The 24,848-nt window shown below is 42.7% G+C and carries 22 protein-coding genes; 12 read left to right on the plus strand and 10 right to left on the minus strand.

Features of this window, described 5'->3' with window-relative positions; translation table 11 throughout:
* Positions 1 to 114: 114 nt before the first annotated feature.
* Complete coding sequence (locus tag Q0688_RS01455) at positions 115 to 315, minus strand: hypothetical protein (RefSeq protein ID WP_299072166.1); 201 nt, start codon at positions 313 to 315, stop codon at positions 115 to 117.
* A complete protein-coding gene (locus tag Q0688_RS01460) occupies positions 316 to 1,218 on the minus strand; it encodes a phosphoribulokinase (protein ID WP_299072169.1) in 903 nt (300 codons plus the stop codon).
* A 306-nt stretch (positions 1,219 to 1,524) separates the two neighbouring features.
* On the opposite strand from Q0688_RS01460, the gene Q0688_RS01465 reads away from it, so the two are divergent.
* The 6 genes from Q0688_RS01465 to Q0688_RS01490 are packed head-to-tail and all read left to right on the plus strand — an operon-like array spanning position 1,525 to position 8,232.
* Positions 1,525 to 3,666, plus strand: coding sequence for an FAD-dependent oxidoreductase (locus Q0688_RS01465; RefSeq protein WP_299072175.1), 2,142 nt, complete (start codon positions 1,525 to 1,527; stop codon positions 3,664 to 3,666).
* A 12-nt stretch (positions 3,667 to 3,678) separates the two neighbouring features.
* Positions 3,679 to 4,842: an ABC transporter substrate-binding protein gene (locus Q0688_RS01470; RefSeq protein ID WP_299072178.1), complete on the plus strand. Its 1,164-nt coding sequence runs from the start codon at positions 3,679 to 3,681 to the stop codon at positions 4,840 to 4,842.
* Positions 4,818 to 6,434 carry an ABC transporter permease gene (locus Q0688_RS01475; RefSeq protein ID WP_299072180.1) on the plus strand — a complete coding sequence of 539 codons (1,617 nt, stop codon included), beginning with the start codon at positions 4,818 to 4,820 and terminating at the stop codon, positions 6,432 to 6,434. Before Q0688_RS01470 ends, Q0688_RS01475 begins: the two co-directional genes overlap by 25 nt.
* Positions 6,418 to 7,071, plus strand: coding sequence for an ATP-binding cassette domain-containing protein (locus tag Q0688_RS01480; protein ID WP_299072183.1), 654 nt, complete (start codon positions 6,418 to 6,420; stop codon positions 7,069 to 7,071). The genes Q0688_RS01475 and Q0688_RS01480 overlap by 17 nt, the downstream gene beginning before the upstream one ends.
* Positions 7,072 to 7,094: 23 nt before the next feature.
* Positions 7,095 to 7,709, plus strand: a complete 615-nt coding sequence (locus Q0688_RS01485; protein WP_299072187.1) for a CDP-alcohol phosphatidyltransferase family protein — start codon at positions 7,095 to 7,097, stop codon at positions 7,707 to 7,709.
* Positions 7,710 to 7,740: 31 nt separating this feature from the next.
* Entirely contained in the window at positions 7,741 to 8,232 is a 492-nt protein-coding gene (locus Q0688_RS01490; protein ID WP_299072190.1) for a DUF3617 family protein, read from the plus strand.
* 14 nt (positions 8,233 to 8,246) lie between these two features.
* Here the strand turns inward: Q0688_RS01490 and Q0688_RS01495 are convergent, their stop codons facing one another.
* Entirely contained in the window at positions 8,247 to 9,044 is a 798-nt protein-coding gene (locus Q0688_RS01495; protein ID WP_299072193.1) for a sterol desaturase family protein, read from the minus strand.
* Positions 9,045 to 9,145: 101 nt separating this feature from the next.
* On the opposite strand from Q0688_RS01495, the gene Q0688_RS01500 reads away from it, so the two are divergent.
* Together Q0688_RS01500 and Q0688_RS01505 are read left to right on the plus strand one after the other, a co-directional pair.
* On the plus strand, positions 9,146 to 9,856 hold the full coding sequence (locus Q0688_RS01500; protein ID WP_299072196.1) for a DUF1499 domain-containing protein: 711 nt from the start codon (positions 9,146 to 9,148) through the stop codon (positions 9,854 to 9,856).
* A 90-nt stretch (positions 9,857 to 9,946) separates the two neighbouring features.
* Complete coding sequence (locus Q0688_RS01505; RefSeq protein WP_299072197.1) at positions 9,947 to 10,354, plus strand: hypothetical protein; 408 nt, start codon at positions 9,947 to 9,949, stop codon at positions 10,352 to 10,354.
* A 50-nt stretch (positions 10,355 to 10,404) separates the two neighbouring features.
* On the opposite strand, the gene Q0688_RS01510 is transcribed toward Q0688_RS01505, so the two are convergent.
* Together Q0688_RS01510 and Q0688_RS01515 are read right to left on the minus strand one after the other, a co-directional pair.
* Positions 10,405 to 11,586, minus strand: a complete 1,182-nt coding sequence (locus Q0688_RS01510) for an OmpA family protein (protein ID WP_299072202.1) — start codon at positions 11,584 to 11,586, stop codon at positions 10,405 to 10,407.
* Between the two features lie 264 nt (positions 11,587 to 11,850).
* On the minus strand, positions 11,851 to 12,300 hold the full coding sequence (locus Q0688_RS01515) for a transcriptional repressor (protein WP_299072205.1): 450 nt from the start codon (positions 12,298 to 12,300) through the stop codon (positions 11,851 to 11,853).
* Between the two features lie 140 nt (positions 12,301 to 12,440).
* Between Q0688_RS01515 and nudC the strand changes: the two genes are divergently transcribed.
* Together nudC and hemE are read left to right on the plus strand one after the other, a co-directional pair.
* On the plus strand, positions 12,441 to 13,277 hold the full coding sequence (nudC, locus tag Q0688_RS01520; protein ID WP_299072208.1) for an NAD(+) diphosphatase: 837 nt from the start codon (positions 12,441 to 12,443) through the stop codon (positions 13,275 to 13,277).
* 259 nt (positions 13,278 to 13,536) lie between these two features.
* The gene (gene hemE / locus Q0688_RS01525; protein ID WP_299072210.1) at positions 13,537 to 14,601 is read left to right on the plus strand and encodes a uroporphyrinogen decarboxylase; all 1,065 of its coding nucleotides are present in this window, start codon (positions 13,537 to 13,539) and stop codon (positions 14,599 to 14,601) included.
* Positions 14,602 to 14,613: 12 nt separating this feature from the next.
* Here hemE and Q0688_RS01530 read toward each other — a convergent pair whose 3' ends face one another.
* From Q0688_RS01530 to mpl, 3 genes are all read right to left on the minus strand, one after another.
* The gene (locus Q0688_RS01530; protein ID WP_299072213.1) at positions 14,614 to 16,431 is read right to left on the minus strand and encodes an alkaline phosphatase family protein; all 1,818 of its coding nucleotides are present in this window, start codon (positions 16,429 to 16,431) and stop codon (positions 14,614 to 14,616) included.
* Positions 16,432 to 16,551: 120 nt separating this feature from the next.
* Positions 16,552 to 17,328 carry a S1/P1 nuclease gene (locus Q0688_RS01535; RefSeq protein WP_299072216.1) on the minus strand — a complete coding sequence of 259 codons (777 nt, stop codon included), beginning with the start codon at positions 17,326 to 17,328 and terminating at the stop codon, positions 16,552 to 16,554.
* 12 nt (positions 17,329 to 17,340) lie between these two features.
* Positions 17,341 to 18,696 (minus strand): UDP-N-acetylmuramate:L-alanyl-gamma-D-glutamyl-meso-diaminopimelate ligase, encoded by a 1,356-nt coding sequence (gene mpl / locus Q0688_RS01540; RefSeq protein ID WP_299072219.1) that lies wholly within the window; start codon positions 18,694 to 18,696, stop codon positions 17,341 to 17,343.
* A 244-nt stretch (positions 18,697 to 18,940) separates the two neighbouring features.
* On the opposite strand from mpl, the gene Q0688_RS01545 reads away from it, so the two are divergent.
* Complete coding sequence (locus tag Q0688_RS01545; RefSeq protein WP_299072222.1) at positions 18,941 to 19,909, plus strand: class 1 fructose-bisphosphatase; 969 nt, start codon at positions 18,941 to 18,943, stop codon at positions 19,907 to 19,909.
* Between the two features lie 70 nt (positions 19,910 to 19,979).
* On the opposite strand, the gene Q0688_RS01550 is transcribed toward Q0688_RS01545, so the two are convergent.
* Together Q0688_RS01550 and Q0688_RS01555 are read right to left on the minus strand one after the other, a co-directional pair.
* Positions 19,980 to 21,827: a DUF885 family protein gene (locus Q0688_RS01550; RefSeq protein WP_299072225.1), complete on the minus strand. Its 1,848-nt coding sequence runs from the start codon at positions 21,825 to 21,827 to the stop codon at positions 19,980 to 19,982.
* A gap of 110 nt (positions 21,828 to 21,937) precedes the next feature.
* The gene (locus Q0688_RS01555) at positions 21,938 to 23,932 is read right to left on the minus strand and encodes a sodium-translocating pyrophosphatase (protein ID WP_299072228.1); all 1,995 of its coding nucleotides are present in this window, start codon (positions 23,930 to 23,932) and stop codon (positions 21,938 to 21,940) included.
* A gap of 314 nt (positions 23,933 to 24,246) precedes the next feature.
* Here Q0688_RS01555 and ppa point away from each other — a divergent pair, with 314 nt between their 5' ends.
* Positions 24,247 to 24,795 (plus strand): inorganic diphosphatase, encoded by a 549-nt coding sequence (ppa, locus tag Q0688_RS01560; protein ID WP_299072231.1) that lies wholly within the window; start codon positions 24,247 to 24,249, stop codon positions 24,793 to 24,795.
* Positions 24,796 to 24,848: the final 53 nt, after the last annotated feature.

The following is a 24,848-nucleotide window of genomic DNA, read 5'->3' on the forward strand; positions in this document are numbered from 1 at the left end:
ATTAGATACACTATATGTGAAAGCCTGTTAATTCAAAAGGTTGGCATTGCAAGCAAAGGGGTTGGATTGTTACAAAGTTTGTCACAGGCAGAAAAATTAAAAATAACGCTGAGTCTAAAAGAATTTTTTACCCGTCAACGCCACATACATAGCAAACACCCCTACTAAGGAGTACACCACTTCAAAATAGTTAATTTCGCCAGGGGTTTGGTTGATGAGCATAGACAAGATCATGGCGGCTAAAATTAATGAAGGGATAGCAATGATGCCTATTAAGATGCGAATTTTAAGGGGGAGTTTTGGCTCATTGTTCATTTATTTTTCGCTTACCCAATCCATTTGAAAGCCAGCGCGGCGTTTTTTATCGAGTAATTCTTCTAAAAGCGGCATCAATATCAGCTCCATGGCTAATCCCATTTTACCACCGGGTACCACTATGGTATTGATGCGTGACATAAACGAGCCATCAATCATTTTAAGTAAATAGGGGTAATCAACACTTTTCATTTCACGGCGAAAACGTACCACCACAAAACTTTCGTCTTGACTGGGTATTTCCCGAGCGCTGAATGGATTAGAAGTATCTACTGTAGGTACACGTTGAAAATTAACATGGGTGCGTGAAAACTGCGGAGTGATGTATTTAAAATAATCGTCGAGGCTACGGACTATGCTGCTCATAACAGCTTCACGAGAATGGCCACGGTCGTTGGTGTCGCGGACAATTTTTTGGATCCATTCCAAGTTAACTATAGGTACCATACCTACGAGCAAATCAACGTGCTTGGCTACGTCTACTTCGTCGTTGGCTACGCCGCCGTGCAGGCCTTCATAAAACAACACATCGGTGTTTTCTGGTAAGTCTTGCCAAGGGGTAAAAGTGCCGGGCATTTGATTAAAAGGCACGGCTTCGTCAAAGGTGTGTAGATATTGTCTATGCTTGCCCATACCCGTTTCGCCGTATTCGGTAAATAAGGAGTCGAGCATTTCAAAATCGTTGGCTTTAGGGCCAAAATAGCTGATGTGTCGGCCTTGCTCTTGTGCTTTGCGAATTTCGACTTCCATTTCGGGACGAGTAAATCGATGAAAACTATCCCCTGCGACTACTGCAGCGTTAACCGACAAATTTCGAAAAATATGGCGTATAGCATTGGTGGTCATAGTGGTGCCCGCACCAGATGAACCGGTGATAGCGATTATGGGGTGTTTTACTGACATTCAATACACTTAGCTGCTAATTGGATGTCATTTATAAGCAAGCTTGGCACACTGGTCAAGTGTTAGTTCCTTTTGCACAGATTAAATTTATACCAATCCGTATAAATAAGTGCTCACTCAGCGAGAATTTAAAAGGGCTTAATCAAGGGTGGTCACTTATTTATATGGAATGGTATTACTAATATCATGAAATAAAAGTGTGAATGTTTTGGTCTTTGCTGAACGCAAATGGTATTAAATGCGTATTGTTTTTTCATGTTAGCTAAAAGTTGATTTGGATTTTAAAAATTAAGGTACAACATTATTATGAATTTTAAACGCGGACTTCTTTTAGTCGTAATCGCCGGTTTGATCGGGGCTTTTTTTGTATTCGATTTAGGGCAATTTTTGACATTAGACAGCCTCAAATCAAACCAACAAGCACTAGCCGATTTTATCCAACAAAACTGGTTACAAGCTTTTGTCGGTTATTTCGTTTTATATGTTGTCGTTACGGCCCTTAGTTTGCCCGGCGCGGCAATTTTAACTTTAGGTGCAGGTGCCCTATTTGGGCTTGGTTGGGGGCTAGTGTTGGCCTCGTTTGCCTCTACCATTGGTGCTACTTGTGCCTTTTTAGTGTCGCGGTTTTTATTACGAGATTGGGTTAAGGCCACCTTTGCCAATAGAATTAAAGCCATTGATGAAGGCATTCAAAAAGACGGCGCTTTTTACTTACTAACCTTAAGATTGGTGCCTTTATTTCCCTTCTTTGTGATTAACTTAGTGATGGGTATCACTAGCATTCGCACCCTTACCTATTATTGGGTAAGCCAAGTTGGAATGTTAATTGGCACGGCGGTTTATGTGAATGCAGGTCTGCAATTAGTAGAGATAAACACCCTAGCTGATATTGTCTCGGCTGATCTTATATTATCTTTTGTTTTACTTGGGTTATTTCCGCTTATTGCAAAATTTATTATCAACATATTGCAACAGCGTAGGGTCTATGCTGGTTGGAAAAAACCTAAGAGTTTCGACCGTAATATGGTGGTGATAGGGGCTGGTTCGGCCGGCTTAGTGACAGCTTATATCGCCGCTGCCGTAAAAGCCTCGGTGACGTTAGTTGAAAAAAATAAGATGGGTGGTGATTGCCTCAACACTGGCTGTGTGCCGTCTAAAAGTTTGTTGCATGCCAGTAAACTGGCGCATGTGCATAAAGTGTCGTCGCAAACAGGGGTGACATATGCCGCGCCAAATATTGATTTTAAGGCGGTGATGGCTCAAGTACACAAGGTGATTAAAACCATTGAGCCCCATGATTCCATCGAGCGTTATGAGTCCCTTGGCGTCAAAGTTGTCACAGGAAATGCCACTATTGTGTCGCCCTGGCAAGTGGATATTCAAACCGAACATGGCCTTGAATCACTGACCACCAAAAATATTGTGATAGCCACGGGTGCCAGTGCTTTTGTGCCGCCAATTCCTGGTTTAAAAGATATAGATTATCTAACGGCAGAAAATTTATGGGAGCTAACCGAGCAGCCCAAACGCCTAGTGGTACTAGGTGGCGGTCCCATTGGCAGTGAATTATCACAAGCCTTTGGGCGCTTAGGCACCCAAGTTACCCAAGTTGAGATGTTGCCTCAGTTGTTAGCCAAAGAAGACTCAGATGCCGCCCAGCATTTATATGAGCAGCTCATCAAGGATGGGGTAGATGTGCGACTTAACACCAAAGCTATTGCTATAGAATCAAGCTCAGATAAAAAACTGATTGTGCTCGAAAAAGACGGCAATCAAGAAAAACTAGAATTTGATCAAATACTTGTGGCAGTGGGTCGTCAGGCTAACTTAACGGGCTTTGGATTAGAAGAACTTGGGATCGAAACCAACAAAACCCTGATAACCAATCAACTGCTACAAACTAAGTACCCCAATATTTTGGCCGCGGGTGATGTGGCAGGGCCTTATCAGTTTACCCATACTGCCAGCCATCAGGCTTGGTATGCGGCAGTTAATGCACTGTTTAGACCTTTTAAAACCTTTAAAGTCGATTATCGCGTGATCCCTTGGGCCACCTTTACCGATCCTGAAATCGCCACGGTTGGCTTAAATGAAACCGCTGCTAAAGAGCAAAATATCGATTATGAAGTCACGCGCTACGATATTGGCGGCTTAGATCGCGCTTTAGCAGACGATCATGCCCGTGGTTTTGTAAAAGTGTTAACCCTACCCGGTAAGGATAAAATTTTAGGGGCCACTATAGTAGGTGCTCACGCGGGTGAATTATTGGCAGAGTTTGTACTAGCCATGAAATACAATTTAGGCATGAATAAATTACTGGGCACTATTCACATCTATCCCACTATGGCAGAAGCCACTAAAAATACTGCCGGCGTGTGGAAAAAAGCCCATGCTCCAGAGAAACTGTTGTCCTATGTTGAGGGTTTTCATAAATGGCGACGCTCATAAATGGTGGGTAGCATGACTAAACTCACAACGAGATTATGGGTCTTGTTTGCATGGCTGTGGGTGATTTTTGCGACAGTCGCCGATGCTAAAGAAGTACATAAGCCCATAGCTGAAAATAGCCAGCAGTGGCAACAAACCCTAAAAGCCGCTAAAGGCCAATCGGTGTATTTTTATGCTTGGGGTGGTTCAAAAGCGGTGAATCAATACCTTAGATGGGCGAGTCGCGAAATTGCGAGGCAATACCAAATAAAGCTCATCCAAGTGAAGGTGAGCGATCCTGCCGAGCCCGTGTCGCGGCTCAAAGCCGAAAACGGCCGCACCAGTGCCATTGATTTAATTTGGGTGAATGGTGAAAACTTTTCATTTTTGAAGCAACAAGGGTTTCTACTGGGAGATCTTTGGTCAACTATTCCCAATACAGCTCACCTTGCGGTTGATAAGTTGCCAATCACTGTTGATTTTGGTGAACCGATGGACGGCTTTGAAGTGCCTTGGGGAATTGGTCAGTTTAACCTTATTGCCGAGCCCGCTGTGTATTCACAATCTAAGGTTAGCGCACAGTCACTGCTGGATATCGCCGAGCAAAACCCAAGCACTATGAGCTACCCAAGGCCACCAGAATTTCATGGCACCACTTTTTTAAAGCAGTTGTTAGTGAACTTAACTCAAGGAGATGCACGGCTGTATAAGGTTGCTACCGAACAAGCTAAAAATGAGTTGTTAGCGGTACTTTGGCAATACCTAGATAAACTCCACCCGCTTTTATGGCAGCAAGGTACAGCTTTCCCTAATTCAGCTGCCGAACAACTATTGTTGTATCAACAACAGCAGCTTTTTATGACTGTGAGTTTTAACCCAAATCAATGGACAAAAGAAAAAGCCAGCAAACAAATATCAGCATCCAGCAACAGGCGTTATTTTACAGATGGCGCTATCACGAATAGTCATAATTTGGCTATTCCCCAAACAGCACCTAGCCCAAATGCCGCTAAAGTGGTGATCAATTTTATGCTGAGTGAAAAGGCGCAAAAACAAAAAATAGCGGGAGTATGGGGCGATCCTTCGGTGATTAGTGCTTTGTTTGACAACAAAACCACTATGCCTGCCCATCCCGAGTTACACAGTTCTTGGCATGTATTGATTGAAGACGCATGGCAACAAAGATACGGCGGTTAGCACTAGCCAGCGCTTGGCTGCTGGTGTCGGTTATTTCGATATTGCCTATTATTGGTATAGCTATAGGGTTGTGGCCACAAGAGCCCGTGACACTCGCCTCTTTGAAATCATTTTTGGCTTATCAAAGTTTAGGTTATTCGGCGCTTCTGACCTTATTTACCGCAGTCTTTAGTAGCTTATTATCCTTGTATATTGGCTTTATGGTGTTTAGCCAATATCACCAAAGTCGCCGTTTGCAGTCTTTTGAAAAATATCTAGCGCCTTTTCTGGCATTGCCCCACTTAGCTATCGCCTTAGGGTGCGTGTTTTTGTTCAGCGATGGTGGTGTGTTTTTTGTCGATGCTGGCTTACCACGTAAAGGACTATCGACCCTGATTATTGCCATTATCCTTAAAGAAGTACCGTTTTTTTTGCTGATTTTTAGTGCCATAGCCCGGCAATTACCGATCAAATACTGGCTGTTACAAGGTAAGGCCTTAGGCTACCAAGATCATTGCTGCTGGTGGTTACTGGTCTTTCCAGCGATACTTAAACAATCTCGTTTGGCACTATTAGCGGCTTCGGCTTACACCTTGTCGGTTGTAGATATTAGTTTTTTGGTAGGCCCCAATATTCCTGAATTGTTCGCAGTGGCTATGTATCGTTGGCAAACCAGTTTTAGTGTGGGGGATCAAACCCTAGCATTTTGGGCAAATGTGCTGCTGTTGGGGCTATTAATGCTTTCAATTTTGCTGCTATACGGTCACGAAAAAGTCGTTAATTTTGCCTGTAAACATGGCGCGGTGCTTGGCAGTCCTGTTCGTTTGGGTGTTGTAAATAAGCTCTTTGTAGCTTGGTTGCCAGTTACCGGCGTTTTAGTACTGTTAATGGTGATGGTGTTTGCCCTTTTATCATTAGGGGCAAATTGGCAGATTGAAGGAAGTGTACTGGCAAAGCTCAGTACACAGCTATGGCAAGATGAATGGTTATTTGTTTCTGAGCCTTTGCAAAACTCTGTGATTATTGGAGTGTTTGCTGGCTTATTTGGGGTAGCCTGTGCGCTGTTGGCATTGGCGTTACAGCGCCAGAGAAAACGCTACTTACCCGATTATTTTTGGCTACTGGGGATTTTATTACCGCAACTGAGTATTGTTCTAGGCTGGCAGGTGCTACATATTGCCTTAGAGGCGGGCTACAACCTTAACTGGATTATCCTATCGCACCTGCCTTTTACTTTTGCTTACGCTTATTTAGTGTTAAAAGGCCCGTTTCAAAGTATCGATCCACGTTTTGAGCTTTTGGCCGCCAGTTTTGGCTATTCGCCTTGGCAATCTTGGTACAAAGTTCGACTGCGATTACTGCTGCCTGCGGTATTTTCGGCCTTTGCCATTACGTTTTCGGTGAGTATTGCCCAATACATTCCTACTTTGATGATAGGCGCGGGAAGAGTGGCCACTATCACCACAGAGGCTGTATCCATTGGTACAGGAAGTCAGCAGGACGTCATGGCTGTGTATATGTTATTGCAATCGGTATTACCTTTTGTGGCGTTTTTAGCGGCGGCGCTACTGGCGCAAAAATTTCGAGGAAGTGTCGATGTTCAAACTCACTGATGGCCAAATAGTCGGAGAACAGTGGAAAATTATACTGCCCAATGTGCAGTTAGCTAAAGGTGAATTGTTGGTGTTAACTGGCCCAAGTGGTATAGGCAAATCTACCTTGTTGCACTGGTTGTTGGGCAATATTCCTAGTTATGTGAACATCAGTGGGCAGATATGCATTGATGATATCGACCTCAGTCAATTGGCCATTGAGCACAGGCGTATTGGTTTGTTGATGCAAGATGTGTATCTTTTTCCGCATCTTACGGTGCAAGACAATATCTGTTTTGCCTTACCTAAGGTGACCGAATTAAGCTCAAAACAACAGCGCCGTAACCATGCCATAGGGATGCTAGAGCAACTAGACCTTGCCCATCTTAGTAAGCGCTATCCGCAATATCTAAGTGGCGGTGAACGGTCACGAGTGGGGTTAGTGCGGGCCTTGGCCAACAAGCCAAAAATGATGTTGCTGGATGAGCCTTTTGCCGCTTTGGATCCAACTAATCGAGAGCAAGTTGCTAGCTGGGCATTTCAACAACTGGCGCAGCAAAATATCCCAAGTATTATGGTGACCCACGATAGTAGCGATATTCCGGCCTCAGCCATTCAAATTAACTTGGCTGACTATTATCAGCAAGTATCAACTTAATTAAAACGCCAGAGGAATACCCCATGATTGACCCTTTACTGAACAAATTAGTTAGGCCGCCACTGGCATTTTTAGCCAAGCCATTTGTTAGCCTTGGGATCAGCGCAAATCAGGTCACAATAGCCGGTTTTATATTGGGTCTATTGGCGGTGCCTGCCATTATTGCCCAGCAGTTTACCTTGGCTTTAATTTTGATTGTCATCAATCGCCTGTGTGACGGTTTAGATGGTGCGATTGCTAGGCAAACTCGCCCTTCAGACGCGGGGGGCTTTTTAGATATCAGCTTAGATTTCATTTTTTACTCGGCCATTGTTTTTGCCTTTATTGTGAGTCATCCACAACAAAATGCCGTAGCGGGTAGCTTATTAATGTTGTCGTTCACCGCCACCGGTAGTTGTTTTTTGGCCTTTGCTATTATGGCCAGTAAGCACAATATCGACAGTCCGCATTACCCCAATAAAAGTATGCACTATATGGGCGGGTTAGCCGAAGGGTTTGAAACCATAGTGGTATTGTGTTTATTTTGTTTATTGCCCGAGCATTTTGTGGTGATTGCCTTAGTCTATGCAGCTGCCTGTTACATCACAGCGGCCGCTAGAATAGTCACTGGATATCAAACACTTAATAGACTAGGCTGATAGTTATATTTATTTTGGTTGGGGGATTACCATGAAGAAACTTGTTGTGTGCTTGCTCATTGCTATGTCTAGTGGGGCTAAAGGCGATGCTAACTTTGTTCCTTTGGATATGGAGCTGGGTTATTGGGAAATAACTACCGAAATGAACTTTGATGAAATGCTCGCCAAAGTTCCTAAAGAGCAACGGGCGATGATGCGTCAAATGATGTCTGGAAAAATGAAAATACCTGTTGTTAAACAGTGTATCACCCAAGAAACCTATAAAAACATGCAGGCTAAGTTAATGGAAACCGCTAAAACATCAGGAAATGACTGTGCCTTGCAAGTGATCAAAAGTAGCCCTCAAGAATTTAACGGTGTGGTAACTTGCCAAGACACTGGCACAAAAGTCACTATTACAACCAAATCAATAAACTCCAAGCGCCACGAAAGCCAAATCCAAACCGACACAGCTGGTATCGGCCAAAACAATATTAAAACTATAGGTGTATGGAAATCTGCCACTTGCCCTGCTGGTATTTAGTCATTTTTAGAGAATCAATCAGGCTTGCCCTTAAAAGGCATTAACAATAACGCTTTCAGGTGAGCGTTGGATTGTTCTGAAGCATATTTCGTTAGCCCTAGCTTAATGCCGCTGTCCCCCGTTTTTGCGTTGCTAATGTAACTACCAAACAGTCTGTCCCATACCGATAGATTAAAACCAAAATTACTGTTTGATTCAGAGGTCAATTGACTGTGATGGATGCGGTGCATGGCTTGGGTCACTATTACTTTTTGTAATAAGTGGTCGATTTTTATTGGGAGTTTAATGTTGCTATGGCTGAAAATGGAGGTGGCATTAAGCAGGATCTCAAAAATTAAGATGGCTACAACTGGAGCCCCCATTAGCAACACAGCCGCGACTTTTATTAGCAAGCTTAATGCTATTTCTAATGGGTGAAACCTCAGTCCAGTTGAGGCATCGAGGTGGGGATCGGCATGATGCACTTTATGAACTCGCCACAACATGGGCACTAGATGAAACAGTCGATGCTGCCAGTAAATTAAACAATCAAATAACACGACCGAGATTAGTACGCTTAACCAAACAGGAAGTGAAACTTGGTTGCATAAACCTAGTTGGTTGTGTTGTGCAAAAATAGCAATAGAAGCCAAGCCTGTAGGCACTATTAACCTAGCTAACAAGGCACCTAATACCATCAAGGTGAAATTGCACAGCCAACGTGTTGTTAAGTGGATCGCTGACAAACGATTGGGCTTAGTGCTTTCCCAGACCATCATTACTGTCAGTACAGTAATAAATACACCTAGTCTGATCCATGTGTCATTAATCATAGTGAGTGATGGTTACCCTGAAAGTGAAATCAATTAGAAGTATGCTTTTAACTTCTATATTATCATTGGATTACAGGCAACTTATATAGGACATCATATTTATGAAAACACTTACGTTAATTGCAGGGGTTTTAGCGCTTTTATTATTGGCATTCTCTGGGCCATTATATCAGGCAGAAATTTTGGGTTTAATGAATGCGTTTTTAGCTATGCGTATTGCATTGATTCTGGGTGTTGTAGCGATAGTTTTGGCGTTAATTCAAATGTTATTTATGCGTAAAACAATTTCATGGTCTACAACAGGTGTTGCTATCTTATGTGCTGGTATTGCTGTTTTTATGCCGCTTAGTATGATGAATAAGGCTCAGTCGGTCCCGCCTATCCACGATATAACCACAGACTTAGTCGATCCTCCAAAGTTTGTCGCTATCCTAGCACTTCGTGCCGATGCACCAAACCCTGCCGAGTATCAGGGTGAAGAAATAGCCAGACAACAGCGTGAAGCTTACCCAGATATTCAAACCCAACAATTTCAGCAAACCACTGAGCAGGTTTTTGATGCGGCTTTAGCCAGCGTAAATAATATGGGATTTGAAGTGGTGAATTCTGATAAAACACTGGGTTTGATAGAAGCCTACGACACCACAACTTGGTTTGGCTTTATTGATGATGTGGTTATTCGTATTCAAAACCAAGGCCAAAAGACCATTCTTGATGCTCGTAGTAAGTCTCGAGTAGGTATGAGCGACATTGGAAAAAATGCTGAGCGCCTGCGTGACTTGATTGCTGGTGTTAAAAACAACCTAAATTAACTTTGTTGTGCATCTGCCTGAATGAGAAGGCAGGTATTCTCAACATATATGATGAAAAGTGTTACCCATTAGTTGAATGAGGCAATAAATATGAATGGAGCAGGTGGAAGTTCAGGCGGTATTGGCCATTTTTTTATCGGCGTTATTATGATGTGTGGTGGCTTTTATATGTTACTCAACGCCATCACCGTTTCTTCAAATTTTGGGCTCAGCTCTCGGTTGTTTGGGATGGGAAATAACTTTGGCGTTACCGGGGGCATGATCATGATCCCTTTTATATTTGGGGTGGGTTTAGTCTTTTTTAACGCTAGGAATATATTGGGTTGGTTATTAACGCTGGGGTCAATGTCGGCATTGATATTTGGGGTGATTTCATCGGTTCGCTTTAACTTAAGAACCATGACCACTTTTGAACTGGTAGTTATTCTAGTACTGGCTGTAGGTGGTTTAGGTTTGTTTTTACGATCTCTTAAAAAGATAGATGCGAAATATAGTTAAAGGCAAAAAAAAGAGATGCAAATTGCATCTCTTTTTGTCATTTTTTGACTCTATTGTTCGGCTTGGCTACGTGCCGATACCTTAGCGGTAATACGACGATTTACTTTATCGGCCGCTGCGGTATTAGAGGTGTCTAGTAATTGAGATTCACCAAAACCTATAGCTGTGATGCGTTTAGCGTCAATACCATACTCATTGATAAGTAACGTTCTAACCGAATTAGCACGCTTTTGAGACAAGTTTAGATTGTAGCTCTCGCTGCCAGGCGCTGAAGCGTGGCCTTCAATCACAGCATCTGTTGTTGGAAAACGCTCCATAAAAGAAGCAAATTTCTGCAGTACGCCATAATTCGCATCGCTAATGACCGCGCTATTGTGAGCAAATAGTACTTGTATGCTGGTGGTTACTGGTTGCTCTAACTCGCCCTGTGGTTCTGCCTGTAATGTATTCGCAGTAACAAGGGAATCAGTTGCTTCGTCAAGTTCTTTCACACAACCATAACTGTCAACCTGAGTGCCTGCAGATGTATTTGGGCAGTTATCTAATCGGTTAATAATGCCGTCTTTGTCATCGTCTAAAGTACAGCCATTAGCATCAACTTGGATGCCTGTAGGCGTGTCTAGGCATTGGTCCTTCTTGTCGGAAACCCCGTCATTGTCAGCATCTTTTGGTCTAGTTGAGGCCGTTTTACCACCCATAGCATAAGCTAAACCTAATTTAAGGCCCATATGGGTAACGCTATTACTACTTCCAATACTTTGGTAAGCCGCTACTTCAGTGACCAGTTTAATATGATTAGCGAAATCCCAACGCTCACCTAATTTACCTATATCCCAATGTTTACCTAATCCGATATTGGCCATCACATCGGCATCATGAATTTTGGTTAACTTTAATCCACCAAATACGTAAGCCATATCGTCGGACAAAAAATATAAAGCGTCAGCGCCAACGCGGCTCGAAGGCTCATCTAAAAACGCATTTTCTACGTCTATTTCTAAATAGGATGCTTCTATTCTGGCAGCCCATTCTGGAGTGAGTTGAAAACCAAGCTCAACCCCCCCACCAAAACCATCGTTAAGATATTTAGGACTATCCTCTTTTGATTTCTCAGCTTTGTAATATTCACCAAACCCGGTCACCCACTTATAATCATTTTTAGACTTTTGTTGAGCGTGTACGTTTGCGCTAAAAGCCAGAGCGATAGCGCTTATAAGCAGTAATTTTTTCATCTTAATTGGTTCCTCATAAACTCAAGCTAAATTAGGTTGGAATGTAATTTAATACGATCATATATATATTCATACTTTTATAGCAACCATTTTATAAAAATAGGTTATGAGCTATGGGTATAGCCACATCAAAGCTGTTGTTGCTCCTTTTTTAGGCCTGCGTTTTTATTTGCTTGCCCAGTGGAGGAGCCTAACTGAAATTGCAATATAGGGCTGCTAAGCAGCATTCAAAAGAGTGGGGTTGCTAATTTATGTCAGTTGGTATTATTGGCAGGCAGCACAAGTTCCATGAGCTTCAATAGTCTGTTTAATCACACTAAAACCAACTGATTGTGCTTGGTTATCTAGGGTTTCTTTTAAACCTTCAGATTGGATTTCTTTGACATTGCCACAGGTATCACAAATCAAAAATTGCACTGGGTGATTGCAATCAAAATGATGGCAAGCAACAAACGCATTGGTGGATTCGATTTTGTGTATTAAACCAAACTCTAATAGAAAATCGAGCGTTCTGTAGACAGTGGCAGGTTTTGCATTGGCTTCAGTGAGTTTTAATGCGTCCAACAATTCATAGGCGCCTACTGCACCTTGCTGTTCTAACAATAAGGCATATACCTTTTCTCTAAGTAAGGTGAACCTAGCGCCTTTGTCTTCACAAAACTGTCTAGCGTTATATACCTGAGAGGCAATAGAATGTTGGCAAGTAGCTGTCACTTTCACTCCTTTAAAAAACAACAATATAGTACCACTAATTTAGTCATTCTGGCTTATTTTCTAGCGATCCATCCAAACAATTTAAATGGGGTGTTTTACTGTGTTAACTTAGGTTAGAACATTTGAACTCCGGTAAGTATATGATCGAACAAAATATAACAGTGACAACTGATACTCACGCAATTTGGTTAATTATTAGTGGTGATAAAATTCTTCAATCAACTGAAAATGAAGGATTTATGGAAGATACTTGGGGATCACTTGGTTTTGCTCATGCCTATCAAGAGCAAATTGTTAGAATAGGAAACCATGGTGATTTGCCATGTTTTCTTATCGACATGGGCAAGGAGCATGTGGAGCATGAGCAGCTCACCCGCGTTAGTTTGCTAGCCTTACTTATGCAAAACCATACCAGCTTTTTTGGTATTGCCTCGCGGGCATGGCAGATTGCTTTATTTATGCGTACTCATAGATTTTGTGGGCAATGTGGCAGTGCGATGCAACAAATTGATTGGGAAATGGCGATGCAGTGTTCACGTTGTGGGCATCGCTGCTACCCCAGAATTTCGCCAAGCATTATTGTGTCTATTCGCCACAACGACAAAATATTACTGGCGCAAGGTAAACCACAACGCTCTCGGCAGATGTTTTCGACTTTAGCTGGGTTTGTTGAAAGTGGCGAAACCCTTGAACAAGCGGTACACAGAGAAGTGTTTGAAGAAGTTGGCATAAAAGTGAAAAACCTACGCTATGCTGCGAGTCAGCCTTGGCCTTTCCCGCACTCGTTAATGTTAGGTTTTTTAGCCGATTTTGACTCAGGCGATATACAAGTGGATGGTAAAGAAATACTCGAAGCTCATTGGTATTCCCCAGACAAACTGCCGAATATTCCGCCTAAGTTATCTATTGCTGGGCAACTGATTCAGCATACCTTAGAAGAAATAAAGCAGCAGAAAAACCTCACTTTTCCTTCCTAGTCTTAGGGTTATCATCAGGCATAAAAAACCCCACTTGCGTGGGGTTTGAATATTTTAGCGTCTTTGGTCTCGTTGACGAGATTCTTGTTTTTTGGTTGCTTTCGCATCAGTGTTATAGCAGAGAAAACTCCCAGCATGCAAGTTTTTGCGAAATATAGTCCAATTTGACCTTTTTTCAGTGGATAAAATCGCTACAATACCGCCCTTTATAGTCCTTCAGCCTAATTATGGGCAAGTTAACTGCAGTTTGAGGAAATCAATGCAACCATTACAAAACGATCGATATTTACGCGCATTGTTACGCCAACCCGTAGACACGACACCCGTATGGATGATGCGCCAAGCAGGGCGTTACTTACCAGAATACAAAGCCACAAGAGCGGAAGCGGGCGATTTTATGTCCCTGTGTAAAAATGCCGAATTGGCCTGCGAAGTCACCCTGCAGCCATTACGTAGATTTGATCTTGATGCGGCTATCTTGTTTTCAGATATTTTAACTATCCCTGATGCCATGGGATTGGGTTTATATTTTGAAGCGGGAGAAGGCCCTAAGTTTGAGCGCCCATTAACTTGTATGGCCGACATTCAAAAATTGCCCGTAATGGATCCTGAAGATGAGCTGGGTTATGTAATGAATGCGGTACGCACCATTCGCAAAAACTTAAATGGCAGCGTTCCTTTAATCGGTTTCTCTGGCAGTCCTTGGACTTTAGCCACCTACATGATCGAAGGCGGCTCAAGTAAAGCCTTCACTAAAATCAAAAAAATGGCCTTTAGCGATCCCCAAGCTTTGCACTTATTACTCGATAAGTTGGCCGATTCGGTCATTTTATACCTTAATGCGCAAATTGCGGCGGGTGCTCAGTCGGTTATGGTCTTCGATACTTGGGGCGGGGTGTTGTCGGGTCGCGATTACCAAGAATTTTCTTTGCAATATATGCACAAAATTGTCGATGGCCTGACTCGCGAAAATGACGGGCGTAAAGTGCCTGTGACTTTGTTCACTAAAAATGCCGGTTTATGGTTGGAATCTATCGCGGCTACCGGTTGTGATGCGGTAGGCTTAGACTGGACTGTGGATATGGCAGATGCCAAAGCACGTATTGGCGACAAAGTAGCCCTACAAGGCAATATGGACCCGTCTATGTTATATGCCCCTGCTGCACGCATTGAGCAAGAAGTGCAATTAATATTAGATGGCTTTGGAAAAGGTAATGGTCACGTATTTAACCTTGGCCATGGTATTCATTTAGATGTACCGCCAGAGAACGCCAAAGTGTTTATTGATGCGGTGCATAAATTGAGTAAACCTTTCCATCTATAATTAAGAATACACTCATACTTTTTTGGTAAAGGTCACCACTTCGCCCGAGGCGCACAATTGTTGCGCCTCAACCTTGCTGCATGATTGATCTATTTTAAGTAAACCAATACCTGCGCCATTTGAAAGTGTTGTTAGCTTATGACCATTAGGTTTACGGTGCCTCACTCGCATATTTCGTCTTTGAGTAAACCAATTGAGGGGTGAATATTTACTATAAAAAATGCGGTTAAGCTTATCGAACCATTTTAGTAATCTATCGGGAAACTCGTTCTTAATACCACTACTGGTTATCTGGGTGATACTTGGACTGTTTTGCCTAAATCTCAGCCGAATATCATACACAAAAGAATAATGGACATCTCCCGATAGGATCACAAAGTTAGGAGGTGTTTTGCGATTCCGAAAAATATTTAACATCACACTGGCGGTGCCTTTGTGGGCCATCCAGTTTTCTGCGTCCACTGTTAGCGCTTTGCCAAAAAACGTAAAAATGCGCTGTATGGTTTCGATGAACTTCACCCCAAAAATAGGTGCTGCCGAGACCATAATCACGGAATCTTGACCAATTAATTCTTGCTGCAAATCAGTTAAGGCTTCCCAATCCATTAAGCCTGATGGTTTACTTAGGCTATACTCCGATCGCCAGCGTTGGGTTCGGGTATCTAATACAACTAATTTAGGGGTAGTTTCTAAGCTGTAATGCCAGTGTTCCCAGTCGAGTACCTGCTGCACTAGCTTGTCATGCTGCTCAATACCATTTTCAGTAAAATGTGTGTGGCAGGATTTATATAAGGGGTGTAACTTCGCAGGGTCGTTGCCCCAGCCTTGACATAACCAATAGCCAACCAAGGCATTGCCGACTATGCGTTTAGCAAATAGGTTACCGTATACCGCGTCTTCCCAGCCGCGAGTTAGATTCCAATCATCGGTAATATCGTGATCATCAAAAATCATATACACCTGTACATGGGCCAATGCTCGTCTGACCTTATCTAACCCAGCCACAAAATGTTGAATGATGGCGTGTTCATCGTCAAATTTTTGTTTAAATGCTATGGGTATAGCGTCGCTAGAAATCTGTACTTGTTGCCACATTTCAGGCGACCAAGTGAGAATATACATGGCCATTACTTCGGCAAAAGAAATTAAGTGATTACTGGCATTAACCGAAGTAAAGATAGGCTTGCGTTTACCAGCAAAAAATTGACGATAAGTGTTAGCGGTGCTGGGATCGTCTGGCAATAATTCTGGGCGCTGATAAAAGCAGTGAGGGTGGTCAAATAGCGCCTGACTATTGTTGATTGTGGCCCCTTCAAGTTCTTCGTGAAACAAACCTAATTTCTCAATGGTCTGTTGAATTGCCACTAGAGTGGGTCCCGCCACATCGTCAGTATAAATTTGATCACCGGACATCATTAGTAAGTCAGGGGATTCAACTTGTCTAGCTATTGCTAACTCAATTTGCTGATCAACTACTACTAACCCATCATCACTATTATGGTGAGGTTTACGACAAGAGCCATGTAACATTTTCCCAATCTGTTTGTTGATTACAAAGCTGGGAGAGGATTGTCCTTTATAAAGTAGCGCGGGTATTAACTCACATAGATTGTGATGACTACCATCTATATGGTGCAACTGAATGTCGTAGCTCACTCGACTGTTAGATGCAATTTCTGACGTGGGGGTTAAGGTGATTAAGTTAACAAAAGCGTGAGTCCCTACTTGTACTTGTGATAGTTGTTGTTCGTCTAACCGCCCAGAAAACCATGTGGTTTTTTGTTGAGGATTAAACAATTTTACAGAAAAGGCGTAGGCTTGATTGGTCATTAGCCAAAAGCAAACTTGTTTGGTAGAGGCTCGCCGAACTATAGGTCCGGCAAGTATTTTTGGTAATTCAGATGAGATATTTTCTGTCAAACTCAGTAGGCATCTAGTAATTAAAACAAGTTATTGAAGTGCAGCATTAAGATAGGCTGCAATCCTAACACCAGCCATTTGTAAACGCTGTTTTACTGTTGGCAAGTTCTGATATTGGTACTCCCATGATAATTTGTCTTGGTCAGGGTAAACAAGGGCGCGGATTTTAGCGCTTTCTGCTATCCATACTTTTGGATCGATTTCTTTCCATTGATTAGCTTGTTTTTCAGAAATCTTACGGTTTAATATATCGGTCCATTCGCTATAAGACAGTTTTTGCTGGTCTATCAAACCAGAGTCCCAAACTCTGTGTAAATTGGAATCTTCCCAAAAAAACTTTAATTTTACATCGTTACCGCCTCTATCTTTGCCATTTCCGGCGTGAAATGGCTGATGTAAGTCACCAATAATATGGACAATAAATTTTAACGCAGTTTGCTTTTCGGCAAGACTGGTTTGTTTACTTTTTAGTTGCTTGGTAAACATTTCTAACGCGGTGACAGCGTTGCCTTCAGGTGGCGGCGCTACCTCAGCATAGGTTTTACCGTCAAACACATTGACGTAGTGCCAAGGGCTGGCTGTTTCTTGCCAAAATTTGCTAGGGTGGGAGCGCATTTCGTCGGCATAGGTCGACACTTCGGCTAAGGTTTCATTTTCTAGTAATTTATCTATAGCGAGTTGCGCTTTAGATGTGAGATGTTGCTGCGCAATAGCACCCGTTACGCGATGGCCTGTTTTTCCCCAACTTAACGCTTGAAAACTTATGGCCGCCGCGGCTACGCCAAAAATCAGTTTTTTTATTTTCATTTTTTATCTCTTTTATTTATTCAATTGTTCGAGTTGTTCTGTCAGTAACTCATGTATTCCACCAAAACTACCATTGCTCATCACTAAGATGTGATCTCCTGGTTGAGCATAAGATACTATAGATTTTACTAAATGGTTTATTTCTGTATATACCATGGCAGTGACTTTGCTTTGCGCTAGCAAATCATCCATTGACCAAGTTAAATTTGAAGGTTCAAAAATAAACACTTGGTCGGCATTGTCCCAAGAGCCGGCTAAGGTATCTTTGTGAACCCCCATTTTCATTGTGTTGGAACGGGGCTCTAGTACCGCTAAAATACGTGCTTCCCCTACTTTGGCTCGCAGTCCATCGACTGTGTAGGCTATAGCGGTGGGATGATGGGCAAAATCATCATATATGGTCATGCCATGTACTTTAGCTTTCACTTCCATACGACGTTTTACATTGACGAATTGTCTCAAGGCTTCAATCGCCACGTTGCTTTTCACGCCACTATGCTTGGCGGCGGCAATGGCCATCAGAGCATTGTTTACGTTATGCTCGCCTATTAAGTCCCAGTTTACTATGCCTTGGCTTTCACCTTTAAACATCACCTCAAAAGCACTGCCTTGTGCGTTGCAGTTTTGTACTTGCCAATCACCGCCCGTGTATTGGACTGGAGTCCAACATCCCAAATCTAACACCTTACGTAAGTTGTTGTCTGACTTAGGCAAGAGCACTAAACCATTATTCGGCACCATGCGTAGGAGGTGGTTAAACTGTTTTTGGATATCAGATAAATCATCAAAAATATCGGCATGATCAAATTCAAGGTTATTCATGACTAACGTACGCGGGCGGTAATGCACAAATTTAGAGCGCTTATCAAAAAAGGCGCTGTCGTATTCATCTGCTTCAATCACAAAAAATGGGGTTTCACCTAAACGTGCAGACACATCAAAATTTTGTGGAATGCCACCAATTAAAAAACCTGGCTTGAGACCGGCATACTCTAAAATCCACGCCAACATGCTCGAAGTACTGGTTTTACCGTGGGTGCCAGATACGGCCAATACCCAACGATCTTTAAGTACATTTTCAAGCAGCCATTGGGGGCCACTGGTGTAGGGAAGGTTGCGATCGAGTACATACTCAACCGCTTCATTACCGCGAGACAAAGCATTACCTATCACTACTATATCGGGTTCGTTATCAAATTGGCTTGGGTCGTACCCTTGAAATAACTCAATGCCTAATGACTCTAACTGTGTGCTCATAGGTGGATATACGTTGCTGTCAGAGCCTGTGACTGTATGTCCTAATTCTTTAGCGATAGCTGCGATGCCGCCCATAAAGGTGCCGCAGATACCTAAAATATGTAGATGCATAGAATGCCGTAAAAAATGTCTAAGGAGGATAGATTACCAGATCAAAGATCCCTTACCCAATCAACAATGTAAAAAAGTACGTCTTTGAGGCAACGATATCTAAAAGCACTTCATACTTAGGTTATAAAGAATACGTTTTGGTTGCTGAGTTTCTTGATTTTTGTAGGTACAATCAAAGCGATAGTACAAAATTACTTAAAACCCATTTGTCGCAACCCTAACACTAAAAGGTATTGACTCCGAAATGAAAAGACTTAATTCGCAACTTCAAGAAGATGGCGCCCCGATGGAGCTAATCCTGCTTTTAAGAACATTATTAGCGGGCTGTAAGGAAATTTCTTTTAGGGTGAGTCAAGGTGCACTAGCGGGTGTATTGGGATCAACCTTAAGTGAAAACGTACAAGGTGAGACGCAAAAGAAGCTAGATGTTATTTCTAATCAAATTCTAAAAGACATTCTAAGTGAGTCAGGTTATGTAAAAGCCATTTCTTCTGAAGAAGAAGACGATGTGGTTGCTTGTAACCCAGAAGGCAAATATTTGGTGAGTTTTGACCCTTTAGATGGCTCGTCAAACACCGATATCAACAGCCTAATTGGAACAATTTTTTCAATCACCCATGCACCACAATGGATGGATGCAGATGATCCTTCTGCTTTTTTACAACCCGGCTCTCAAAGTGTTGCCGCGGGTTATGTGTTGTATGGCCCTTCGGCGATGTTAGCTTTAACCACTGGTCGTGGCACGCATATTTATACCTTAGATAAAACCCATGGAGGGTTTTTACTTACAAAGGCAAATATCCAAGTGCCAGAACAAACATCTGAATTTTCTATCAATGCCTCAAATCAACGTCATTGGGAGCCACCGATTAAAGCCTATATCGATGATTTGCTAGCAGGAACAGAAGGCCCAAGAGAAAAAGATTACAACATGCGCTGGGTAGCAGCCATGGTGGGTGACATTCACCGCGTATTGTGCCGAGGCGGTATTTTTATGTACCCATACGACAAGCGGGATCCAACTAAGGCGGGTAAATTACGTTTGTTATATGAAGCCAATCCTATGGCCTTTCTAGTCGAACAAGCCGGTGGTTTAGCCAATACCGGAGCAGGGCGAATTATGGAGGTCATGCCGACTGAAATCCATCAGCGAGTGCCGGTATTAATTGGTTCAAAAGACGAAGTTGAGGCGTGTTTAGAATATTATAACTAGTCTAAACATAGAGCATTAAGTAACGTAAAAAAGGTGAACCCAAGGTTCACCTTTTTTAGTTTAACCCACGCTATTGTTGTGATTTAATCCAACTCTGTACTTTGGTTTCGAGAATATTTAAAGGCACCGGTCCATCTTTTAAGATTTCGTCATGAAAACCACGAATATCAAATTTTTCTCCTAAGGCTTCTTTAGCTGTGGCCCTTAGTTCCATAATTTTTAGTTTACCGATTAAATAGGCGGTGGCTTGCCCTGGCATGGCGATATAACGTTCAATGGCTTTAACTGAGTCATTTTCTGGATTAGGGGTGTTGGCTATCAAATATTCAATAGCTTGTTCGCGGCTCCATTTCTTAGCATGAATCCCAGTGTCTACCACTAATCGACAGGCTCGCCATAATTCCATGGCTAAGCGGCCAAAATCAGAATAGGGATCTTGATAAAATCCCATGTCTTTGGCTAATTCTTCTGAATATAATCCCCATCCTTCGGTATAGGCGGTAAACGATACGTATTTTCGAAACTCAGGGATCCCTTCTAATTCTTGCGCAATAGCCCGTTGCATATGATGCCCAGGAATGCCTTCATGGTAGGCCAAAGCTTCCATCTGATAATTTGGCATATCTTGCATGTTGTACAAGTTTGCGTAATAAGTGCCAGGGCGGGAACCGTCTTTTGAAGGACTTTGATAAAATGCTTTGCCGGCTGATTTTTCTCTAAACGCTTCGACGCGTTTGACTTGCATTCGGGCTTTGGGTGTTAAACCAAAATATTCGGGAATTTTAGCTTCCATGATATCAATCAAATTTTTTGCTTCAACCATGTAGGCTTCACGCCCCGCATCTGTGTTGGGGTAGTTAAACTCGTCGGCATTTCTCATAAATAAGAAAAATTCATTTAAGGTGCCCTTAAATTCTACTTTCTGCATGATTTCACCCATGGCATCATGAATACGTGCCACGTTTTGTAAACCAAGTTGATGCACTTGTTCTGCATCTAGGTCTGTGGTGGTAAACCAAGCCAAACGGTTTTTATACCATTTATCACCCTCAGGTAAACGCCAAACACCATCTCCTTCAGGAGACAATTGGCGTTGCTGTTTTAATTCTTGGATCATATTTTGATAGGCAGGAAAAACAGATTGATTCAGCGCACGTTCGGCATCTGCCATTAATGTTGATTTTTCAGTTGCGGTTAGCTCAAGTGCATTGACCTTAGTTTTGAAATCAGCCCAAATGGTCGAGTCTTGAGATGTCTCATCAAAAGGCTTGCCAGCGACCACATTTTGCGATGCTTGTATCATTTTGTCATAAGCCCATTTAGGCGGAAACACACCTAACTTTTCACGGGTTCTTAACTGCTCGATTACTTGAGTAAACATGGTGTTCACGCCATTCAATCGAGCGACATAGGCTTTGGCGTCATCCATATTTGTCACACTATGAATATTGATCAAAAAACTCGGTACTAAGGTATGAAAAGCCCGATATTGATGCATGATGTAGGTGTGGTGTCGAAATTCATCATTTGCTAATCGCCTTTTGATATCTGTTATGGCTACTTTAATGCTGAGTTTTTGTTGGGCGTTTAGCTTGGCCATTTCAAACTTTTGTAAATCGACTAAGCGTTTTTCTAACAGTGCTCTGGTTTCATTCTTCGTGGCTTCAGATATATCATCCCACTTGTCGTAATCCCATTTGTAACCACGATAACTTTGACTTTGAGGTGATCGTTTTAAGTCTGTTTGATACATCTCTGCGAAATACTGCGCTAACTTTTCGGAATCATTTTGATTTAGGGTTTGTGACACTTCTGTCGTGACTTCAGCCACTTGTGTTGACTCAGTTGTTTGCGGCGAACACCCGGTTATGGCAATAGCGAGCGCACCTAAAGGTAAAACTTTTAAAAGTCTTTTCATTAACTGTTCCTACTTGATTTTTTAGTTTTTCTTGGGATAACGATAAAGGTTAACAGAATATATTGAAGAAGGGGCTGAAATGATTGTCAGCCCCTGAAGTTAAGGTTTAATTACAATAGTGGTGCTATTACCAAGCTCACTATGGCCATGACATTGATTAAGATATTCATTGAAGGGCCAGAGGTATCTTTAAAGGGGTCGCCAACAGTATCGCCTACCACTACAGCGGCATGGGTGTCGGAGCCTTTGCCGCCTAAGTTGCCTTTTTCAACGTACTTTTTAGCGTTATCCCATGCGCCCCCAGCGTTAGCCATCATCAGTGCCAGCAGCACGCAGCCTAATAACGCTCCGCCTAACATGCCGCCTAGGGCATAGGCGCCTAATCCAAATCCAATCAAGGGAGGTACACCAACGGCTATCACACCCGGTAATATCATTTTTTTCAGTGCTGCTTGGGTGGCAATATCCACGCATCGGCCGTTATCGGGTTCTGCTGTGCCTTCCATTAATCCGTCAATTTCTCTAAATTGACGACGAATTTCTTTGATCATTTCAAATGCGGCATCACCTACAGCTGTCATAGTAATAGAGGCAATTAAAAACGGTAGCAAGCCGCCGATAAATAATCCGATCAAAACCATTGGATTGCCCAAATTTAAGGTGAAATCTGGGTATTTGTGCACCAAAGTTTCGATAAAAGCGGCAATAATAGCAAGGGCTGCAAGAGCCGCCGCACCTATAGCAAAACCTTTACCAATGGCTGCGGTTGTATTGCCCAGCTCATCGAGTGAGTCGGTAATAGCGCGGGTTTCTTCACCTAATCCGGCCATTTCTGCTATGCCACCGGCGTTATCAGCAACCGGACCATAAGCATCGATCGCCATAGTGATCCCCACAGTGGCTAACATGCCCACCGCGGCTATGCCTACGCCGTATAAACCCGATAGTTGGGTTGAAGCAAAAATAATCGCGCAAATGGTTAGCACCGGAATAACCACAGATTGCATGCCGACCGCCAAGCCGGTAATCATCACAGTGGCTGGGCCGGTTTCACCGGATTCGGCAATTTGGCGCACAGGTTTAGACGCGGTGTAATATTCTGTCACTAATCCTATAATAATACCGCCTACAGCGCCTGCTACCACGGCCCACCACACATTGGTATTCACCCCAAGTTTGGCCACCACAAAATACGCCACTATTATAAAAATAAGCGCCGCCGACATAGTGCCGGCACGCAGCGCGACTTCAGGCTTACTGGAAGACATTAATTTAACCAGCACTATGCCTGCCACTGAGCACAATAAACCGGTAGATGCCAAAGCCAAAGGCAAAAACATTAACGATTCGCGGCTCCCCAGCACTCCTATCACCATAGTCGAGGCAATGGCAATAGTGGCAATCATGGAGCCACAGTAAGACTCAAAAATATCAGACCCCATACCGGCTACATCGCCTACGTTGTCACCTACATTGTCGGCGATAACCCCTGGATTACGAGGGTCGTCTTCCGGAATGCCAGCTTCAATTTTGCCCACTAAATCAGCGCCCACATCGGCACTTTTGGTGAAAATACCGCCGCCCACTCGAGAAAATAAAGCCACTATAGATGCACCCATGCCAAATCCGTGAATGATATGAGCGGTGGCAGGATCACCGCCAAAAAACCAATACAGTGAACCTAAACCAAGCAGCCCCATAGATGCCACACACAACCCCATGACCGAGCCGCCCATAAAGGCGATAGTTAATGCTGCCGCCGGCCCTTTTTCATGTGCTGCTTGGGTGGTACGTACGTTAGCTTTTGTGGCGGTAAACATGCCCATATAGCCTGCAAAAGCCGAACATAAAGCTCCCGCCGTGAAGGCTAAAGTGGTGTATTTTCCTAGCGAAAAAAACAAGGCAATACCCACCACTAAGGCAAAGATAAACAGCATTTTATATTCGCGGTGCATAAAGACCATGGCACCATGATGAATAGCATCCCCAATTTTGGTGATGCTGGTATCTGTCGCCGGTGAATTTTTGATCATGATATATATAACAAACGCACAAATTAGGCCTGCCAATCCCAAGATAGGTGGCAGATAGAATAGTTCAGTCATAAAGTTTCCCAGAGTTAATGTAGTAATCACACAAAGCCAAGTATCTTTGAACAACACAAAAACAGCTCGGTTTTGTATACCCGTTACGCCAATTCCTCATTGCCTACAACTTTCATGAGTATTTGGCTATTTTATTGTTTTATTTACAAATTATTAACATTGTTAATGCCACTATAACGAGATATTTGTATTTAGTTCAAGTTTTAATCATTAATTGCCCTAAGTGTACGTTTTAATCACCTTGTTGAGTTTCAAATTGAGCGTCTACCCTCTATAATCTCGCCCCATAAATTTAAGCAACTTTAGGTAATACTATGAGCCTCAATGCCGTACCCGCTGGTAAAAACTTGCCAGAAGAAATTAATGTAATAATCGAAATTCCTGCCCACTCTGATCCTGTTAAATACGAAGTAGATAAAGATTCAGGTGCGATTTTTGTAGACCGTTTTATGTCTACTTGTATGCATTACCCTACTAACTATGGGTATGTACCCCACACTTTATCTGAAGATGGCGATCCAGCAGACGTTTTGGTGTTATCCCCTTTCCCACTTATGGCTGGCTCGGTCATTAAATGCCGCCCAGTAGGGGTGTTGAAAATGACTGATGAGTCAGGTATCGATGCAAAAATCTTGGCCGTGCCTATCGATAAGTTATCAACTATTTACCGTGGCATTACTGATATTGATCAAATCCCTGAGCTGACCAAGCAACAAATTCAACATTTCTTCGAGCATTACAAAGATTTAGAGCCTAACAAGTGGGTGAAAATTGAAGGTTGGGAAGACGCCGCCGCCGCTAAAGCTGAGTTAGTGAATAGCGTGAAGTTATACGAAGCCGCAGAAGAAAAACCTGCTTTTTAAAGGTTATTTGTTTGCATAAAAAAAACGCCCTATGAACTTCATAGGGCGTTTTT

Source organism: uncultured Paraglaciecola sp., from assembly GCF_937123705.1.
In the GTDB taxonomy this organism is placed as follows: domain Bacteria; phylum Pseudomonadota; class Gammaproteobacteria; order Enterobacterales; family Alteromonadaceae; genus Paraglaciecola.